Origin of the sequence: Microbacterium sp. BK668, from assembly GCF_004362195.1 — a bacterium.
In the GTDB taxonomy this organism is placed as follows: Bacteria; Actinomycetota; Actinomycetes; order Actinomycetales; family Microbacteriaceae; genus Microbacterium.
Map to the genome: position 1 here is coordinate 585,766 of NZ_SNWG01000001.1, position 16,751 is coordinate 602,516.

Sequence of the window (16,751 nt, forward strand, 5' to 3'; positions counted from 1 at the left end):
CCGCCGCATCCGCCACGACCGCACGCCGAGCGGCGGACGGGTTGAGAGGGCGGATGGGCGGCTGCGCGCCCGCGCGTCAGGCGAGGGGGCGGATGTTCTCGGCCTGGAGGCCCTTGGGCCCCTGCGCGATCTCGAACTCCACGCGCTGGTTCTCCTCGAGGGAGCGGTAACCACCCGCCTGGATGGCGGTGTAGTGCGCGAAAACGTCCGCACCACCCTCATCCGGCGCGATGAAGCCGAAACCCTTCTCCGAGTTGAACCACTTGACGGTGCCCTGCGTTGCCATGAAATGCCGTTCTTCGCTCATGTCGACAACGTGCATGCCGACAGCTCCACGCTATCGAAGGCCGGCGACCCTTCACACCCTCGTTTCGGATGGTGACGGAAACGTTGCACGACCAGGAGCTCGGCCCCTCGACCATCGAACGCCCGGGCCGAGCAGAAGCTTCGAGGCCCGGGCGTCGACGGATCCCCCCGGATAGGCCACGCCGAAGCGTGACAGCCCACACTCTACCGATATATCGGTCCCGGGCGAAGGATTCCAGGCGGCGGGAATACACTGGGGACGCCCATGACCACCGTCCCGCTCATGCCCGTGGACCCGCGCGGCACCGTGCTCGGCGACGAGGTGTACAACGCCATCGGCGAGGCGATCCTGGACGGACGACTCGCCCCCGGCGAGCACCTCCGCGATCACGAGCTCGCGCGGTGGCTCGGCGTGTCACGCACTCCCGTGCGCGAGGCCCTCCAGCGTCTGGAGCGGACCGGTCTCGTCGAGGTCTCGCCCAATCGCTTCACGCGCGTGACCCAGCCCGACCACGGGCTGGTGGGCGAGACGCACGAGTTCGTCGTGCTGCTCCTGGGAAACATCGTCCGGCTGGCGGTCGAGCGCTGCTCCGATGAGACCCTCCAGACGCTGCTGGATCAGGTCGACGCGGTCATCGCCGCCTCCCGCGCCGACGACCGCATGGGCATCATCGACGGCAGCGCCGCGCTCTTCTCCACGTTCACGCACGCCGCCGGCAATCGCGCTTTCGTGCGGGTGATGCGCGAGGCGGAGCTCGTCATCCGCCGCAACCTCTCGGGGTGGCATCCCTTCGTCGAATGCCCTGTCCAGCGGAGCGTCGGCTATGAGCAGTTCCGCATCGCCGTCGAGGCGCGGGATCCGGATGCCGCGGAGTACGCCTTGCGCGCGCAGCACGGCCTCGTCCAGCCCCTCCGGGAGGTCGGCGCCGACGGCTAGCGTGGGACCGTGAGTTCCATCGAGCTGCGTGCCCTCGACGACGACGACCTCGACGCGATCTTCGAGATGATGCGCGACCCCGAAGCCATCGAGATGGCGGCGTTCACGGCATCCGATCCCGACGATCGCGGCGCCTTCGACGACTGGATCGCCCGCCACCGCGCATCGGCGGACGTCGCGGACTTCGTCGTGACCGAGCGCGGCGCCTTCGCCGGGACGGCGGCCCTTTTCAGCGTCGACGGCGACCGCGAGCTCACCTTCTGGATCACCCGGCACGCGTGGGGTCGGGGCGTCGCGAGCGAGACCGTGCGGCTCCTCGTCTCGCACGAGCCGATCCGCCCGCTGTTCGCTCGCGCCGCCGCGCACAACGGCGCCGCGCTCGCAGTGCTTCAGCGCAACGGCTTCACCGAGGTCTCGCGCAGCACCGCCTACGCCCCCGGCGTCGGTCGCGAGGTGGAGGAGGTCGTCCTGACCCTCGTCCCGACGCTGGACGGCATCTGACGGCCGCGTTCGGAGAAGACCCTCCCCACGAACGAGAGAACGCGGCCCCTTTCGGGACCGCGTTCTCTCGTTCGTGCGCGAGGGGGGAGTTGTCCCTACCGCCACTCCACACGCCGCTTCGCGGCGCGCGGAGCCTCCGGCGGCAGGGGCCCGCCCCCGGAAGGCGTTCGCGGCAGCCCTCCCGCAGAAACGAGAAACGCGGCCCGGGGGGGCCGCGTCTCTCGTTCGTGCGCGAGGGGGGAGTTGAACCCCCACGCCCTTTCGGGCACTGGCACCTGAAGCCAGCGCGTCTGCCTATTCCGCCACTCGCGCGAACCGCAGCGACAGAAGGCACCGCGGATCAACTTCCCGAGGATATCACGGCGTCCTCCCCCTCCCGAATCCACGCCTGGCGATCGCGGCGATAGGAGTCCGAGCGGAGGGAGGACGATCCGGCGTTGGATGAGCCTGCCGTCGCGCGATCTCCTACCCTCGCGCCGTGAGGCGGCGACGCGAACGAGGGGATAAGTTCTCGGGCGGCGACGTCGACGGCCGCCGCGCGGCATCCACAGACGTCCCCGAACACGGGGATCTCAGGGTCGATGATTAGCATGTACGCACCGGCCAGCCTGCCTGAGGAGTCGTGTGGGACTACTTGACAGCTTCGAGAAGGGACTCGAGCGCGCTGTGAACAGCGCGTTCGCGAAGACCTTCCGCAGCGGCATCCAGCCTGTCGAGATCGCATCCGCGCTGCGGAGCGAGCTCGACAAGAAGGCTGCTGTCGTCAGCCGCGACCGCATCCTCGCACCCAACACGTTCGAGGTGCGCCTCGCGCCTTCCGACGACGACCGAATGAAGACGATCGGCCCGGCGCTGGGCGACGAGCTCGACTCGCTCGTGAAGAAGCACGCGAAAGCGCAGGGGTACAGCTTCGCCGGGCCCGTCACGATCACCCTCGTGCGCGACGACCAGCTGTCGACCGGGACGCTGCGCGTCGAGTCGTCGTCGGCGGAGGGCCGCGTGTCGTGGCGCGGCGTCGTGGACGTCGAGGGGCGCAGGGTCGCGCTCACGAAGTCCCGCACCGTCATCGGCCGCGGAAGCGACGCCGACATCACGATCTCCGACGCCGGCACCAGCCGCAAGCACGTCGAGATCCTCTGGGACGGCGAGCGCGCGATGGTCCGCGACCTCGGCTCGACGAACGGGACACTCCTCAACGGCGCCAAGGTCTCGGAGGCGGCACTGCCTCCCGACTCCACCGTCACCATCGGCCGCACCGATATCGTCTTCCGCGTCGTGGCACAGGCCGCGCCTCCCCGACCCCCCAAGCCGCCCCTGCCCGCCGACGTCACCCGCGCGTTCGACGTGCGCGAAGGAGGACCCCTGCCGTGAGCGAGCTGACGCTCCTCCTCCTGCGCATCGGCTTCCTCGTGCTGCTGTGGGCGTTCGTGTTCGCCGTGGTCTACTCGCTGCGCGCCGACCTCTTCGGCGTGAAGGTCCGCCGGATGCCGGAGCCCCAGGCTGCAGCCGTGCCGGCGCCCGCACCCGCGGCGTCCGCGGCGGCTCCCACGGCCGCCGCGCCCTCCGTCAAGCCCAAGCCTTCGGTCAAGGGCGGCAAGGCGACGACCGGCACCGTGTCGCGCATCGTCATCACGAGCGGCCCCAAGGCAGGTCTCGAGCTGCCCCTCGGCACCGAGCCGCTCACGATCGGCCGCTCCAGCGAGTCGGGTCTGGTCGTCCGTGACGACTACACCTCGAGCCACCACGCGCGCCTGCTGCTGTGGGGCGACCAGTGGATGATCCAGGACCTCGACTCGACCAACGGCACGTGGCACGACGGCGTCCGGGTGACCACGCCCGTCCCGATCGTCCTCGGAGCGCCCATCAAGGTGGGCGCGACGACGTTCGAGCTGCGGAAGTAGCGAGCGGTCCACCGGCACATGGTCTTCCAGGGCTCGAGCGCTGCGATCTCGCACACCGGCAAGGTGCGCTCCAACAATCAGGACTCCGGGTATGCCGGGTCGAACCTGTTCGCCGTCGCCGACGGCATGGGCGGCCATGCGGGCGGCGACGTCGCGTCGAGTCTCGCCATCGCGCGGCTCGAATCGCTCGACCACCCGTACGAGTCGACCTCGCAGGCCGAGCGGGCCCTGCGGGATGCGATCTCGGATGCCGCGGCGGAGCTCATCGACACCGTGCGTCTGCGGCCCGAACTGGCGGGCATGGGCACGACCGTGAGCGCGCTGGTGATGGTCGACCAGTACGCCGTCATCGCGCACATCGGGGACTCGCGCATCTACCTCTACCGCGATGAGACGCTGACGCAGATCACGACCGACCACACCTTCGTGCAGCGCCTCGTCGACTCGGGCCGGATCACGCCGGAGGAGGCCCGGTACCACCCCCGGCGTTCCGTCCTCATGCGCGTCCTCGGCGACATGGATGCCGAGCCCGAGCTCGACACCTTCATCATGCCGACGCAGGCAGGCGACCGCTGGCTGCTGTGCTCCGACGGGCTTTCGGGGGTCGTCGACGACCCCCACACGGCGAAGGCCCTGGGGATGGGGCTCCCGCCGGGCCGAACCGCCGACAACCTCCTCAAGCAGGCGCTCGACGGCGGAGCGCCGGACAACGTCACGATCGTCCTCGTCGACGTCGGCGGACAGCATCCGGTCTTCTCGGGCACCGCGACCATCGTGGGTTCGGCATCCAACCCCATCGGGATCGAGGTCCCGGCAGCGCGATCCGGACGCGGCGGCGGGGGGTGGCTGCACCCCGCGCGCACGGCGGCGAACGAGCCGACGCACTACGAGCCGGCGCCGGAGTTCCTCGAGGAGCTCATCGAAGAGGACCGGCGGCGCGCCCGCCGGCGCCGGATCGGGTGGATCGTGGGTGTCGTGCTCGCTCTCGGCCTGCTCGCCGCCGGGCTCGTGCTCGCCTACCAGTGGACGCAGACCCGGTATTTCGTCGGCGCGGATGAGGACAGCGTCGTGATCTTCCAGGGCATCCAGCAGGACATCGGCCCCATCTCGCTCTCGACGCCCTACCAGGACACCGGCATCCCGCTCGACGACCTGTCGGAGTTCGCCCGCGCGACCATCGAGCAGACCATCTCCGCCTCGTCGCTCTCCGACGCGCAGCGGATCGTCGCGAGCCTCACCGACTCGGCCGGAGGTGGCACGGGATGACCGCCGAGAAGGCCTCCACCGGCGCCCCGACGGGCGTCGTCTCGACCGACACCGCCGTCGTCCGGGCGCTGCGGCGCATCCGCGTCCCGCAGACGCAGCGCAATCGCGAGCTCGTGCTGCTCGTCTTCGCCTTCGCGATCAACGCGTCGGCGGTGGCGCTCGTGCAGCTCGGCGCCACGGGCGCGATCGACGGGATGTTCCTCGTCTTCTGCGGAGGCCTGACGGCGCTCGTGCTGGCACTGCACATCGTGCTGCGGCTGCGGGCCCGGGATGCCGACCCCTTCGTCGTGCCGATCGCGACGCTCCTGACGGGCCTGGGTCTGGCGATGATCTACCGCATCGACATCGCCCGCAAGCTCGAGAGCTGGGATGCCTTCTCCACGCGCCAGCTCGCGTGGGCAGCCATCGCCCTGGTCGGTGCGATCGCGGTCGTGCTTCTCCTCCGCAACTACCGCGTGCTCTTCCGCTACACCTACATCGCGGGATTCGTCGGCCTCCTCCTGCTCGTCCTCCCGATCATCCCGGGGCTCGGCGCCGACGCGAACGCGGACGTGTGGGTCGACCTCGGCTTCTTCACCTTCCAGCCGGGCGAGCTCGCCAAACTCGCCCTCGCGATCTTCTTCGCGGGCTACCTCGTGCGCACGCGCGAGTCGCTGACGTCGGTCGGCACGCGGTTCCTCGGCATCACCTGGCCGCGGGCCCGCGAGCTCGGGCCGCTCCTGGTGATCTGGATCATCTCGCTCGCGATCATCGTGCTGCAGCGCGACCTCGGAACCGGACTCCTGATCTTCGGCATGTTCGTCGCCATGCTCTACGTCGCGACAGGCAAGACGAGCTGGGTCGTGATCGGTGTGGCCCTCGCCGTCGCCGGGGCATTCCTGGCTTCGCGCGTGCTGCCGTACGTGCAGGGGCGCTTCACCAACTGGCTGGATGCCTTCAACCCCGAGGTCATCGATGCGAACGGCGGCAGCTATCAGCTGGTCCAGGGGATCTTCGGCCTCGCTCAGGGCGGCCTGGTCGGCACGGGGCTCGGCCGCGGGCGGCCGTACATCACGCCGCTGTCGCAGAGCGACTACATCCTGCCGAGCCTCGGCGAGGAGCTCGGCCTCATCGGGGTCTTCGCGATCCTCTGCCTCTACATGGTCTTCGCGAGCCGCGGCATCCGCATCGGCCTGGCAGGGCAGGACGACTTCGGCAAGCTCCTCGCGACGGGCCTGTCGTTCACGATCGCGCTGCAGGTGTTCATCATGGTCGGCGGGGTCACGCGCATCATTCCGCTCACGGGCCTGACGACGCCGTTCCTCACAGCGGGCGGCTCGTCGCTCATCGCCAACTGGCTCATCGTCGCGCTCCTCCTGCGCATCTCCGACGCCGTGCGGAGCCGGCCGAGGGTGGTGATCGGATGACGGATGAACGCCCGGTCACTCGGGGTGCGCGCCGGCGCACCCGTCGCCCGAAGGGGGCGACTCCATGACGAAAGAACTGCGACGGCTCAGCATCCTGATGCTCCTCATGTTCCTCGCGCTGTTCGCGTCGACGAGCTGGATCCAGGTGGTGCAGGCCGAGGCCCTCGCCGAGAACCCGCGGAACACGCGCGCGCTCTACGACTCGTACCAGGTGCAGCGCGGCTCGATCATCGCCAGCGGCGCCGCGATCGCGTCATCCGTCCCCTCCGACGACGTCTACAGCTGGCAGCGCGTCTACACCGACGCTCCGATGTGGAGCCAGGTGACCGGGTGGATCAACCCCGCGCTCGGCTCGGCGACGGGCATCGAGCTGGAGATGAACCAGGTGCTCAGCGGAACGGCCGGCTCCCAGTTCCTGGCGCGCATCGAGCAGATCGTGACCGGTCAGCCGCAGCGCGGCTCGAACGTGGAGCTGTCGCTGGATGCCACGGCTCAGCGCGCCGCATTCGAGGCCCTCGGCGATCAGCAGGGCGCCGTCCTCGCCATCGAGCCGTCGACCGGCCGCGTGCTCGCGATGGTCTCGAGTCCGACCTTCGACACGAATCTCCTCGCCACCCATGACGCCGATGCCGCGAACGCCTACTACGACGGACTCGAGGCCGACCCCGTGCATCCGCTCTTCAATCGCACGATCGGCGGAGACCTGAACCCCCCGGGCTCCACCTTCAAGCTCGTCGTCGCCTCGGCCGCGCTCGCGTCCGGCGACTACACGCCCGAGTCGACGCTGCCCAACCCCCCCTCCTACACGCTGCCGCAGTCGAGCAGCGTCGTGTACAACTCGACGGGCGGGGCCTGCGGTCCCGGCGAGACCGTGACGATCGCCGAGGCGCTGCGACTGAGCTGCAACATCCCGTTCGCCGAGCTCGCGGTCGAGCTCGGCGACACGGCGATCCGCGAGGAGGCCGAGAAGTACGGCTTCAATCGGTCCTTCGAGCTCCCGCTCGTCTCGACGCCGTCGGGGTATCCCCGCACCATCATGGACGACGCCCAGACGGCGCTCAGCGGATTCGGTCAGGGACAGGTGACGGCCACGCCGCTGCAGATGGCGATGGTGTCGGCCGGCATCGCGAACGGAGGAGTCGTCATGAATCCGCGCATGGTCGATCGGGTGATCGGGCCCGATCTCTCGGTGCAGCAGACGTTCGAGAGCACCGAGTTCAGGCGGGCGCTCGAGGAGGATCTCGCGGCGCAGCTGACGACGATGATGGTCGCCGATGTCAGTGACGGGGCGGCATCGGGTGCAAGAATAGACGGCGTCGAAGTGGCCGGGAAGACCGGGACCGCGGAGAACGGGAGCACAGCGCCTTTCTCGCTGTGGTTCACGGGGTTCGCCCCCGCGGACGACCCGCAGGTCGCCGTTGCCGTCGTCGTCGAGAACGGCGGCGGGCAGGGCCAATCGGGCAGCGGCAACACGATCGCGGCGCCCATCGCGAAGAAGGTCATGGAGGCGGTGCTGGGACGATGAGACCGACGCAGGGTGCGACCTTCGGTGGACGGTACGAGCTCGATTCGCGGATCGCGATCGGCGGCATGGGTGAGGTGTGGGAAGCCACCGATCACGTCATCGGCCGCACGGTGGCCATCAAGATCCTCAAAGACGAGTACATGGGCGACCCGGGCTTCCTCGAGCGCTTCCGCGCCGAGGCGCGGCACGCCGCCCTGGTGAACCACGAGGGCATCGCGAGCGTCTTCGACTACGGCGAGGAGAACGGCTCGGCCTTCCTCGTGATGGAACTCGTCCCCGGCGAGGCGCTCTCGACGATCCTCGAGCGCGACGGGCAGCTGTCGACGGACAAGACGCTCGACGTCGTCGCCCAGACCTCCGCCGCGCTCCAGGCCGCGCACGCCGCGGGCCTCGTGCACCGCGACATCAAGCCCGGGAACCTGCTGATCACACCCGACGGACGGGTCAAGATCACCGACTTCGGCATCGCCCGCATCGCCGACCAGGTGCCGCTGACGGCCACCGGGCAGGTCATGGGCACCGTCCAGTACCTCTCGCCGGAGCAGGCCTCCGGCCACCCGGCGTCCCCCGCGACCGACATCTACTCGCTCGGGATCGTCGCCTACGAGTGCCTGGCCGGCAAGCGCCCCTTCACCGGCGAGTCGCAGGTCGCGATCGCCATGGCGCAGATCAACGAGCAGCCTCCCGCCCTGCCGCCCACCGTCGCGGTCCCGGTGCAGAACCTCGTCATGGCGATGATCGCCAAGAAGCCCGACGACCGGCCGGCCTCGGCATCCGCCGTCGCGCGGGCGGCCACGGCCCTCCGCCGCGGCGATGTCTCCGCGGCCGCCGCCGCCGTGCCGGCGATCGCCTCGGGGTCCGCCGCCGGCGACGACATGACGCAGCTGCTCGGAGCCACCGACACCTCCGCCGCGACGCGCCTCCTGCCCGGAGCGGCGGCGGCAGGCGTGGCCACCTCGACGAGCACCGTGACGGCGGTCGAGGACGAGCCGCAGAAGCGCAAGCGTAGCCCCTGGACGTGGCCGCTCATCGCGCTCATCGCCCTGCTCCTGCTCGTGCTGGGCGGCACGTTGTGGGCGATCTTCGCCAACAACAACGACGATCCCGCTCCGACGCCCTCGTCGCCGTCCCCAACCGTGACTTCGGCCTCGGCGACGCCGACCGAGACCGAGGTGCTCATCGACATCGACGCCCTCGCACTGACGGGCAAGCAGTGCGACGCCGCGAGCGCCGAGGCGAAGGAGGCCGGCGTCGACGCGGTCAACTGCACGGCCGGCAACGCGGCCCCCAGCGCCGACCAGGTCGGACAGGTGTACCAGGTCTCGCCCAGCGGCCGCATCCCCGCTTCGCAGCTGCTGACGCTGACGTACTACGGCGACCAGACGCCGCTGTCGGCACCGTCGGCCCCCAGCCTTCCGACACCGGTCGCGCCGGGAGAGACGACGCAGCTGACGTGGACGGGTTACTCGTGCCCGTCGGGCACCGGGTCGCCGAGCGCCTACAACTTCACGGCGACGCGCGGCCAGTTCGCGAACGGCCAGTCGACCAGCTCCTTCCCCGCCGACGCGCGGTCGGCTCCGCTCACCGTGACGGGCGCCGGCGGAGAGACCGTCATCGTCACCTACACCGTCGACTGCACGGGCAACAACGAGAAGCGCACGTCGCCGGCATCACCCGAGGCCAACGCCCAGATCCAGGCCCCTTCGACGCCGACCCCGGCGCCGTCGTCCTGACGTCGGAGGGGGGTCGGGTCGGTCGGTTAGGCTGGCTCTGATCCACCCAGGGAGTGACCGTGACAGCTGAGCCGCGCGTGCTTTCGGGGCGCTATCGCGTCGACGAGCTTCTCGGCCGCGGCGGCATGGCGAGCGTGTACCGCGGGTACGATCTGACGCTCGGACGTGTCGTCGCGATCAAGATCCTCAAGCGCGACCTGGCGAACGACAACACCTTCCGCACCCGGTTCCGGCTCGAGGCGCAGGCCGCGTCGCGCATGTCGCATCCGACGATCGTGCGGGTGTACGACGCCGGAGAGGACAGCGAGTCCAGCCCCGACGGCTCGGTGCACCCGGTGCCGTTCATCGTCATGGAGCTCGTCCAGGGCCGCCTCCTGAAGGACGTCATCGCGGCAGGTCCCGTCCCGGTGACGGATGCCGTCCGCTACGTGGACGGCATCCTCGAGGCGCTGGAGTACTCGCACCGGGCCGGCGTCGTGCACCGTGACATCAAGCCCGGCAACGTGATGGTCACCCCGTCCGGGCAGATCAAGGTCATGGACTTCGGGATCGCCCGCGCCGTGTCGGACTCGTCGTCCACGGTCGCCGAGACGACGCAGATCCTCGGCACGGCGGCGTACTTCTCGCCGGAGCAGGCCAAGGGCGAGCCCGTCGACGCGCGAGCCGACGTGTACTCGACCGGCGTGGTGCTGTACGAGCTGCTCTCGGGCCGCCAGCCGTTCCGGGGCGAGTCGCCCGTCGCCGTGGCGTACCAGCACGTCAGCGAGACGCCCGTGCCGCCGTCGGAGATCAACGAGACCGTGCCGCGCTCGCTCGACACCGTGGCACTGCGAGCGCTCGCGAAGGACCCCTTCCAGCGCTACCAGGACGCGGCATCCTTCCGCGAAGCGCTCGACGCCACGATCGACGGCAAGTCGCCCTCCAAGCGGCAGGTCGGCGCGCTCACGAGCGAGCTCTACGGCCCCAACCCCCGGCAGGCGGCGGAGACCGCGCGGTCCCTTCGTCAGCTCAGCACCGACACGACGATGAAGCGCACGCAGGCGGGCCCTCCGGTCGCCTGGATCTGGGCCGGCGTCGCCGTGCTCGCCGTGCTCCTCATCTCGGTGCTGTTCTGGGTCGTGACGATCCCGCGCGAGAACCAGGTGCCCTCCAACGCCCGGATCGTCCCGGACGTCACCGACATGTCGTACGACCGGGCGAACGAGATCCTCGGCGAGGAGGACCTCCTGGCGTTCCGGCAGGACGAGCCGAGCGGCGAGGTCGCGGAGGGGAACGTCATCCGCACGGATCCGGCAGCCGGAACGTCGGTCTCGCCCGGCCAGCAGGTGAGGGTCTACGTGTCCGCCGGTCAGCAGACGGTCGCGGTGCCGCCTCTCCAGGGCCTGAGCGAAGAGGCGGCGCGAGCGGCCATCGCCGACGCGCAGCTCGCCGTCGGCGCCGTGACCCCGCGCAACGACCCCGACCTCGCCCAGGGGACCGTCCTCTCGTCCGACCCCGCGTCCGGCTCGGAGCAGCCGGTCGGCAAGGTCGTGAACCTCGTCGTCGCGACGGGACTGGTCACGATCGTGGATTACACCGGCTACACGGTGGATGCCGCACGAGCCGCCCTCGAGGCGCCTGAGGTCGCACTCACCGTGGAGACGGCGGAGGACACGTCGTGCCCGGCCAACAGTCCGCCCACGGTGCGGCAGCAATCGCTGGCGCCCGGGGATGTGCCCGTCCACTCCACGATCGTCCTGACGTTCTGCTCCGGGCCTACGGGCTGATCCGCCGCGACCGCGGCCTCGGGCGGCTGCTCAGCGAGGCGCGCTCAGCGACGTGCGGTCAGCGACGCGGGCTCAGCGACGCGGGCTCACCGACGCGGGCTCAGCGCGGCGCCGCGGCGCGCGGCATCCGGAACACCCGTCGAGGCCAGCCAGTTGCCGAGCAGTCGGTACCCGCCCTCGGTGAGCACGCTCTCGGGATGGAACTGCACGCCCTCGATCGGCAGCGTCCGGTGTCGCACCCCCATGATGACGCCGCCGTCGGTGCGACTGGTCACCTCGAGGACGGCGGGGACCGTTTCGGGGACGATCGCGAGGGAGTGGTAGCGGGTCGCCACGAAGGGGTCGGGGAGACCGTCGTAGAGCGGGTCGCCTCCGTGATGGACGAGCGAGGTGATGCCGTGCATGAGCTCGGGCGCGTGGTCGACCGTCGCGCCGAAGGCGGCGCCGATCGCCTGGTGGCCGAGGCACACCCCGAGCACAGGCATGCCGCGCTCGGCCGCCGCCTCGATCACCGGGATCGAGGCGCCGGCGTGCTCGGGCGTGCCCGGCCCGGGCGAGACGAGCACGGCGTCGAACGGGGCGATCACGTCGGCCACGGCGTCCCGATCGATCGCATCCGCCTCGACGAGCCGGGTATGCGCCCCCAGTTCGTGCAGATATCCCACGAGGGTGTGCACGAAGCTGTCGTGGTTGTCGACGACCAGGATGCCTCGGCCCGCGGTCACTCGACCGTCACCTCCTGGGGGTTCACGAACTGGCTCACCCAGGGGAAGACGTAGAAGAAGAGCCCGTAGAGCACCGCCGCGATGAGGATGATCAGGATGAGCAGCCGGAGCCACCAGGGCCCGGGGAGGACGTGCCACAGGGCGGCGTACATCAGGCGGCTCCGTTCAGCGACGACGGCGGTCCGGCGGAGCGCGGTGTGAAGAAGTCGAAGACGCTGTAGGCCACGATCCTCTCCGCGAGGGAGTACATGGGGCTGCAGCTCGTCATCGTGAGGTAGCGGCCGTTCGCCTCGACGCCGGTCTGCTGCGGGACGGGCAGGAGCACCTCGACCGCGCTGGGCTGCACGTATTCGAGCGTTCGGAAGCGGTACGTGTACCAGCCGTCGGCGGTCTCGATGACGACGGGGTCGCCCACGTGCAGGTCGGCGATGCGATTGAAGGGCTTGCCCCACGTGGTGCGATGAGCGGCCAGCGCGACGTTTCCGACGTCGCCGGGCATCTGCGTGCCGGGGTAGTGGCCGATGCCGATCGGGTCGAGCGTCCGGGCACGCGTGATGCCGCCGGCGATGTTCACGCGATAGTCGGGACCGAACCGCGGGATGTGCATGACCCCGAAGATCTCGGCGTCATCGGGCTCGGCGGCGATGACGGGCTCCGCCGTCGTGTCGGCGGGTGCGGGCGTCTCGGTCGCCTCCGGGGAGGCGGCGATCTCGTCCTCGTACTGCTGCTGCCAGAGCTCGCTCTGCTCCTGCGCCTGCGCCTCGCGTTCGGCGCCGTAGATGATGTCGCCGATCCACAGCTGCCATCCGACGTACAGCAAGGTGACGACGCCCGCGGTGATCAGGAGCTCGCCGAGCACGCCGACGAACGTCGCACGGCGCCGCGGCTTCGGAGCGCGCGCGCGACGGCGCGTCCGTGACCGGGATCCGGCCGCGTCCGCACCCGCCCCAGCCGGGGTCGCCGCGTCATCCACAGTCGGATTCTAGGTCAGCCGGATCGACAGAACCCTGGCAGTTAGAATGGACGAATGGCACGTTCTGGCAAAGACGAAGACCTCGTCGAGCGAAGCGAGGGCGAAGCGGCCCCCAATCCCGTCTGGTTCAAGCCCGTCATGATCGGGCTGATGCTGGTCGGGCTCGTCTGGGTGCTCGTCTTCTACCTGAGCGGCATGCTCTACCCGATCCCGGGCATCGGCGCATGGAACCTCGTGATCGGGTTCGGCATCGCCTTCGTCGGCTTCTTGATGACCACCCGCTGGCGCTAGCGCCGGCATCCACCCGCGGAAGGATCGGGACACGCGCGACGTGTCCCGGTCCTTCCTCTTTGTGTCTCGGGAAGCTAATTACACCGGTGTGATTTCTCCCCACCTGTGGACGAGCCTGTGGATAACCCTCAGCGGTAGAGCAGCACGGGGATGGTCAAGAGGGCGAGGAGCACCACGCCGGTCCCGACGAGGAGCCAGATCTGCAGAGCTCGCCGAGCCGCCGTCCGCGTTCGCGCGAAGATGAAGCCGACGAGAGCCCCGACGAGGAATCCGCCGAGGTGCGCCTGCCACGAGATCTGACTGGACGCCAGCGCGTCGGCGAACGACCCGCGTCCGATGCTGCCCACCAGCGCGAAGACGAAGGGCAGCGCGAAGTTGATCGCGATGATGATCGCGATCGAGGTGATGTTCGCCCCGATGTGCCGGCCGATCACGAGCAGGGCGCCGAACAGGCCGAAGATCGCCCCCGACGCGCCCACGACCCATACGCCCGGAGCGAGCAGGGCGACGGCGACCGACCCGCCGAGCCCGCTCAGGAAGTAGAGCGCGAGGAAGCGTCCGTGGCCGAGGAGGGGCTCGAGACTGCGCCCGATCAGCCACAGGGCGAGCATGTTGAGCGCGATGTGCCAGAAGTTGCCGTGCACGAACAGCACTGTGACGAGCCGCCACGGCTGGAAGGCGGCCTCGCTGCCGGGGATGACGAACAGGCTGTTGAAGGCCAGCCAGCCCTCCACGAAGCGACCGGGGATGAGCTGCTGGAGCAGGTAGACGACCGCCGTCGCGAGGATGATGCCGTAGGTCGCGTACGGCCGGGCGTCGGACAGGGTGACGGCGCGCACCGGTCGCGCCGCCCGCCGTTCGGTCTTCTTCTGCACTTCGGTGCGCGCCTTCTGCTGATCCCGCATGCACTCCGGGCAGATGACGCCGACGGCGGCCTGCGTCTGGCACTCCGGGCAGATCGTCCGGAGGCACCGCTGGCAGAGCACGAAGCTCACGCGGTCGGGATGCCGGTAGCAGAAGTTGTCGCTATTCCGAGCGAAAGCGTCCGTGGTCACGGGCGAGGGCGTCTCGTCTCCTCGTGCGGCGTCAGGCCGCAGCGATGTCGATCGACTCGATGACGACGGGCTCGATCGGACGGTCGCCGGCCGCGGTGGGCACGGCGCTGATGGCGTCGACGACCTGGCGCGAGGAATCGTCGGCGACCTCGCCGAAGATGGTGTGCTTGCCCTGCAGCCACGGGGTCGGGTCGGTCGTGATGAAGAACTGCGATCCGTTCGTGCCTTCGGGCTGGCCGGTGATGGCGTTGCGGCGCAGACCCGCGTTCGCCATGGCGAGGATGTAGGGCTTCTGGAAGTTCAGCTCGGGGTGGATCTCGTCGTTGAACGTGTAGCCCGGGCCTCCCGTGCCCTGACCGAGCGGATCGCCGCCCTGGATCATGAAGCCCGGGATGATGCGGTGGAAGACGACATCCTTGTAGAGCGGGCCCTCACCGGGCTTGCCCGTCGAGGGGTTCTTCCACTCGCCGGTGCCGTCGGCGAGGCCGATGAAGTTCTGGACCGTACGGGGAGCGTGGTCTCCGAAGAGGTTGACGACGATGTCGCCGTGGTTGGTGTGCAGGGTCGCGACCGCGGTAGGCGTGGGCATGCCTAACATTCTCTCAGAGTTCCACGCAAGCCCTCCCGGCCCAGGCCCTGTCTGGCAAGATGGGGAGAACCACACCCCCGACGACAGGGAGGGCCCCGTGAGCCTCAGCCGTAAGCGCAAGAAGGAACTCCGCAAGCTCCAGAATCAGGCGAATCGACTGTGGGAGTCGCAGCAGGTCCTCGTCGGTGAGGCTGCCTCGGTCGCGCGGGAAGCGCGTCGTCAGCTCGGCAACTACCGGCGCGAGCAGCTGGTCCCCCAGGCCCGGCAGACGTACGGGAAGTTCGCCGCGCCGTATGTCGACAAAGGGGTGAGCGTCTCGCGTCAGGTGCTCAACGACCGCGTCGTCCCCGCTGCCGGTGCCGTGGTCGGCTCCGCGATGTCGGTGTGGGATGCCGCGAGCGAGCAGCGCGACCGCCTCGCCACCGGCCGCGGCCTCGACCTCTCGGGCTACGGCAAGAAGCTCGATCAGTACGGATCAGCCGTGACCAAGAAGCTCTCCCAGCGAGTCGCCCCCGCCCCCCCGCCGAGGAAGGGCATCGGCGCAGGCGGCGTCATCGCCATCATCTTCGGCGTCGCCGCGGCGATCGGCGTCGCGTACGCCGCGTGGCAGACGCTGCGGGCCGACGACGAGCTCTGGGTGGCCGACGACCCGCTGCGCGCGCCCGACGCGTAGATGACGGAACCCACCGACCGCGTGCGGAACGCGGCGGCCGAGCGCGGCCTCGAGGTGGAGATCCGCGAGAGGCCGGCCGCCAGGAGTCTGCACGAGGCGGCCGAGCTTCTCGGCATCCCTCCCGCGGGCATCGTCAAGACGCTGGTCGTGAAGCGCAGCGACGACACGTATCTGTTCGCCCTCGTACCGGGCGATCGGGCCATTTCGTGGCCGAAGCTCCGCGCTGTGGTCGGGGTGAACAAGCTCCAGCTGCCCGACCCTGCCCGCGCGCTCGCCGCCACCGGCTACGAACGCGGAACGATCGTGCCGGTGGGCAGCACGACGGAGTGGCCCGTCTACGCCGACGAGCGCATCCGCGGCGAGCGCATCGCCATGGGCGCCGGCGCGCACGGCTACAGCATGTTCGTGCAGGCCGACGATCTCATCGCGGCGTACGACGCCACCGTCGCCGACATCTCCCAGCCGATCGACTGATCCGCGGGAGGGGCGTCTCCGCCCGCTCGTGCTCAGGCGAGGCCGGCCATGTCGATCGCGATGTCGACGAGCTTGACCCGTTGAAGGCCGGCGACGGCCTCGAGGGGGAACCACTCCGCACGATCGGTGGACCCGTCGACCTCGTTGCGCAGCTTCCCGCCCGTGATGCGTGCGCGGTAGACGATCCGGAGCGCGTGCAGCGGATCAGTCGCGTCTTCCGTGATGCGGCGGGAGACGGGGATGACACGCGAATGGATGCCGAGCAGCTCCTGGATCTCGACCCGGTAGCCCGTCTCCTCCTTGACCTCCCGTCGCGCGGCGCGTTCGGGGTCTTCGCCGGGCTCGAGGCCTCCGCCCGGCATCGTCCACGCTGATCGGCGTCCTTCGTTCCAATGTGCGAGGAGGATGCGCTTCTCGTCATCGACGACTACGGCGTAGGCGGCGACCCGGATGTCCATGCTTCACCCTATGCGCGACGACTCCGTTGCGCGCCCTGTCGAACGCGGCTCCGCCGCGAGTTCGAATCCCAGCATCCGATATGTGGAAGGCCCGCCGAACGCGGCTGCGCCGCGAGTTCGAATCCCAGCATCCGATATGTGGAAGAAGCCGGCCCCTTCGGGACCGGCTTCT

The 16,751-nt window shown here is 69.8% G+C and carries 19 protein-coding genes and 1 tRNA gene; 12 read left to right on the forward strand and 8 right to left on the reverse strand.

Features of this window, described 5'->3' with window-relative positions; translation table 11 throughout:
• Positions 1 to 76 precede the first annotated feature (76 nt).
• Positions 77 to 286 (reverse strand): cold-shock protein, encoded by a 210-nt coding sequence (locus EV279_RS02535; RefSeq protein WP_133541365.1) that lies wholly within the window; start codon positions 284 to 286, stop codon positions 77 to 79.
• Between the two features lie 285 nt (positions 287 to 571).
• Here EV279_RS02535 and EV279_RS02540 point away from each other — a divergent pair, with 285 nt between their 5' ends.
• Together EV279_RS02540 and EV279_RS02545 are read left to right on the forward strand one after the other, a co-directional pair.
• Positions 572 to 1,243, forward strand: a complete 672-nt coding sequence (locus tag EV279_RS02540; RefSeq protein WP_133541366.1) for a GntR family transcriptional regulator — start codon at positions 572 to 574, stop codon at positions 1,241 to 1,243.
• A 9-nt stretch (positions 1,244 to 1,252) separates the two neighbouring features.
• Positions 1,253 to 1,744, forward strand: a complete 492-nt coding sequence (locus EV279_RS02545) for a GNAT family N-acetyltransferase (protein WP_133541367.1) — start codon at positions 1,253 to 1,255, stop codon at positions 1,742 to 1,744.
• Positions 1,745 to 1,972: 228 nt separating this feature from the next.
• Here EV279_RS02545 and EV279_RS02550 read toward each other — a convergent pair.
• Positions 1,973 to 2,056: transfer RNA gene (locus tag EV279_RS02550), tRNA-Leu, on the reverse strand.
• A 312-nt stretch (positions 2,057 to 2,368) separates the two neighbouring features.
• On the opposite strand from EV279_RS02550, the gene EV279_RS02555 reads away from it, so the two are divergent.
• From EV279_RS02555 to pknB, 7 genes are all read left to right on the forward strand, one after another.
• Entirely contained in the window at positions 2,369 to 3,115 is a 747-nt protein-coding gene (locus EV279_RS02555) for a DUF3662 and FHA domain-containing protein (protein WP_133541368.1), read from the forward strand.
• A complete protein-coding gene (locus EV279_RS02560; RefSeq protein WP_133541369.1) occupies positions 3,112 to 3,645 on the forward strand; it encodes an FHA domain-containing protein in 534 nt (177 codons plus the stop codon). Before EV279_RS02555 ends, EV279_RS02560 begins: the two co-directional genes overlap by 4 nt.
• A gap of 18 nt (positions 3,646 to 3,663) precedes the next feature.
• Entirely contained in the window at positions 3,664 to 4,911 is a 1,248-nt protein-coding gene (locus tag EV279_RS02565; RefSeq protein ID WP_133541370.1) for a PP2C family serine/threonine-protein phosphatase, read from the forward strand.
• A complete protein-coding gene (locus tag EV279_RS02570; protein ID WP_133541371.1) occupies positions 4,908 to 6,317 on the forward strand; it encodes an FtsW/RodA/SpoVE family cell cycle protein in 1,410 nt (469 codons plus the stop codon). The genes EV279_RS02565 and EV279_RS02570 overlap by 4 nt, the downstream gene beginning before the upstream one ends.
• Positions 6,318 to 6,381: 64 nt before the next feature.
• Complete coding sequence (locus tag EV279_RS02575; RefSeq protein WP_133541372.1) at positions 6,382 to 7,842, forward strand: penicillin-binding transpeptidase domain-containing protein; 1,461 nt, start codon at positions 6,382 to 6,384, stop codon at positions 7,840 to 7,842.
• A complete protein-coding gene (locus EV279_RS02580) occupies positions 7,839 to 9,575 on the forward strand; it encodes a serine/threonine-protein kinase (RefSeq protein WP_133541373.1) in 1,737 nt (578 codons plus the stop codon). The genes EV279_RS02575 and EV279_RS02580 overlap by 4 nt, the downstream gene beginning before the upstream one ends.
• 59 nt (positions 9,576 to 9,634) lie before the next feature.
• Positions 9,635 to 11,341: a Stk1 family PASTA domain-containing Ser/Thr kinase gene (gene pknB / locus EV279_RS02585; RefSeq protein ID WP_133541374.1), complete on the forward strand. Its 1,707-nt coding sequence runs from the start codon at positions 9,635 to 9,637 to the stop codon at positions 11,339 to 11,341.
• An 86-nt stretch (positions 11,342 to 11,427) separates the two neighbouring features.
• Here pknB and EV279_RS02590 read toward each other — a convergent pair whose 3' ends face one another.
• The 3 genes from EV279_RS02590 to EV279_RS02595 are packed head-to-tail and all read right to left on the reverse strand — an operon-like array spanning position 11,428 to position 13,039.
• Positions 11,428 to 12,066, reverse strand: a complete 639-nt coding sequence (locus tag EV279_RS02590; RefSeq protein ID WP_133541375.1) for a gamma-glutamyl-gamma-aminobutyrate hydrolase family protein — start codon at positions 12,064 to 12,066, stop codon at positions 11,428 to 11,430.
• Positions 12,063 to 12,218, reverse strand: coding sequence for a hypothetical protein (locus EV279_RS16785; protein WP_166644427.1), 156 nt, complete (start codon positions 12,216 to 12,218; stop codon positions 12,063 to 12,065). Before EV279_RS16785 ends, EV279_RS02590 begins: the two co-directional genes overlap by 4 nt.
• On the reverse strand, positions 12,218 to 13,039 hold the full coding sequence (locus tag EV279_RS02595) for a class E sortase (protein ID WP_133541376.1): 822 nt from the start codon (positions 13,037 to 13,039) through the stop codon (positions 12,218 to 12,220). The genes EV279_RS16785 and EV279_RS02595 overlap by 1 nt, the downstream gene beginning before the upstream one ends.
• Positions 13,040 to 13,093: 54 nt before the next feature.
• Between EV279_RS02595 and EV279_RS02600 the strand changes: the two genes are divergently transcribed.
• Complete coding sequence (locus tag EV279_RS02600; RefSeq protein WP_133541377.1) at positions 13,094 to 13,330, forward strand: cell division protein CrgA; 237 nt, start codon at positions 13,094 to 13,096, stop codon at positions 13,328 to 13,330.
• 128 nt (positions 13,331 to 13,458) lie between these two features.
• Here the strand turns inward: EV279_RS02600 and EV279_RS02605 are convergent, their stop codons facing one another.
• Both EV279_RS02605 and EV279_RS02610 read right to left on the reverse strand, forming a co-directional pair.
• Positions 13,459 to 14,385, reverse strand: a complete 927-nt coding sequence (locus tag EV279_RS02605; protein ID WP_133541378.1) for a rhomboid family intramembrane serine protease — start codon at positions 14,383 to 14,385, stop codon at positions 13,459 to 13,461.
• Positions 14,386 to 14,416: 31 nt separating this feature from the next.
• Positions 14,417 to 14,974: a peptidylprolyl isomerase gene (locus EV279_RS02610; RefSeq protein WP_133541379.1), complete on the reverse strand. Its 558-nt coding sequence runs from the start codon at positions 14,972 to 14,974 to the stop codon at positions 14,417 to 14,419.
• Positions 14,975 to 15,071: 97 nt separating this feature from the next.
• On the opposite strand from EV279_RS02610, the gene EV279_RS02615 reads away from it, so the two are divergent.
• Both EV279_RS02615 and EV279_RS02620 read left to right on the forward strand, forming a co-directional pair.
• The gene (locus EV279_RS02615; RefSeq protein WP_133541380.1) at positions 15,072 to 15,647 is read left to right on the forward strand and encodes a DNA helicase; all 576 of its coding nucleotides are present in this window, start codon (positions 15,072 to 15,074) and stop codon (positions 15,645 to 15,647) included.
• Complete coding sequence (locus EV279_RS02620) at positions 15,648 to 16,121, forward strand: YbaK/EbsC family protein (RefSeq protein WP_133541381.1); 474 nt, start codon at positions 15,648 to 15,650, stop codon at positions 16,119 to 16,121.
• 32 nt (positions 16,122 to 16,153) lie between these two features.
• On the opposite strand, the gene EV279_RS02625 is transcribed toward EV279_RS02620, so the two are convergent.
• Positions 16,154 to 16,579 (reverse strand): NUDIX hydrolase, encoded by a 426-nt coding sequence (locus EV279_RS02625; protein WP_133541382.1) that lies wholly within the window; start codon positions 16,577 to 16,579, stop codon positions 16,154 to 16,156.
• Positions 16,580 to 16,751 lie beyond the last annotated feature (172 nt).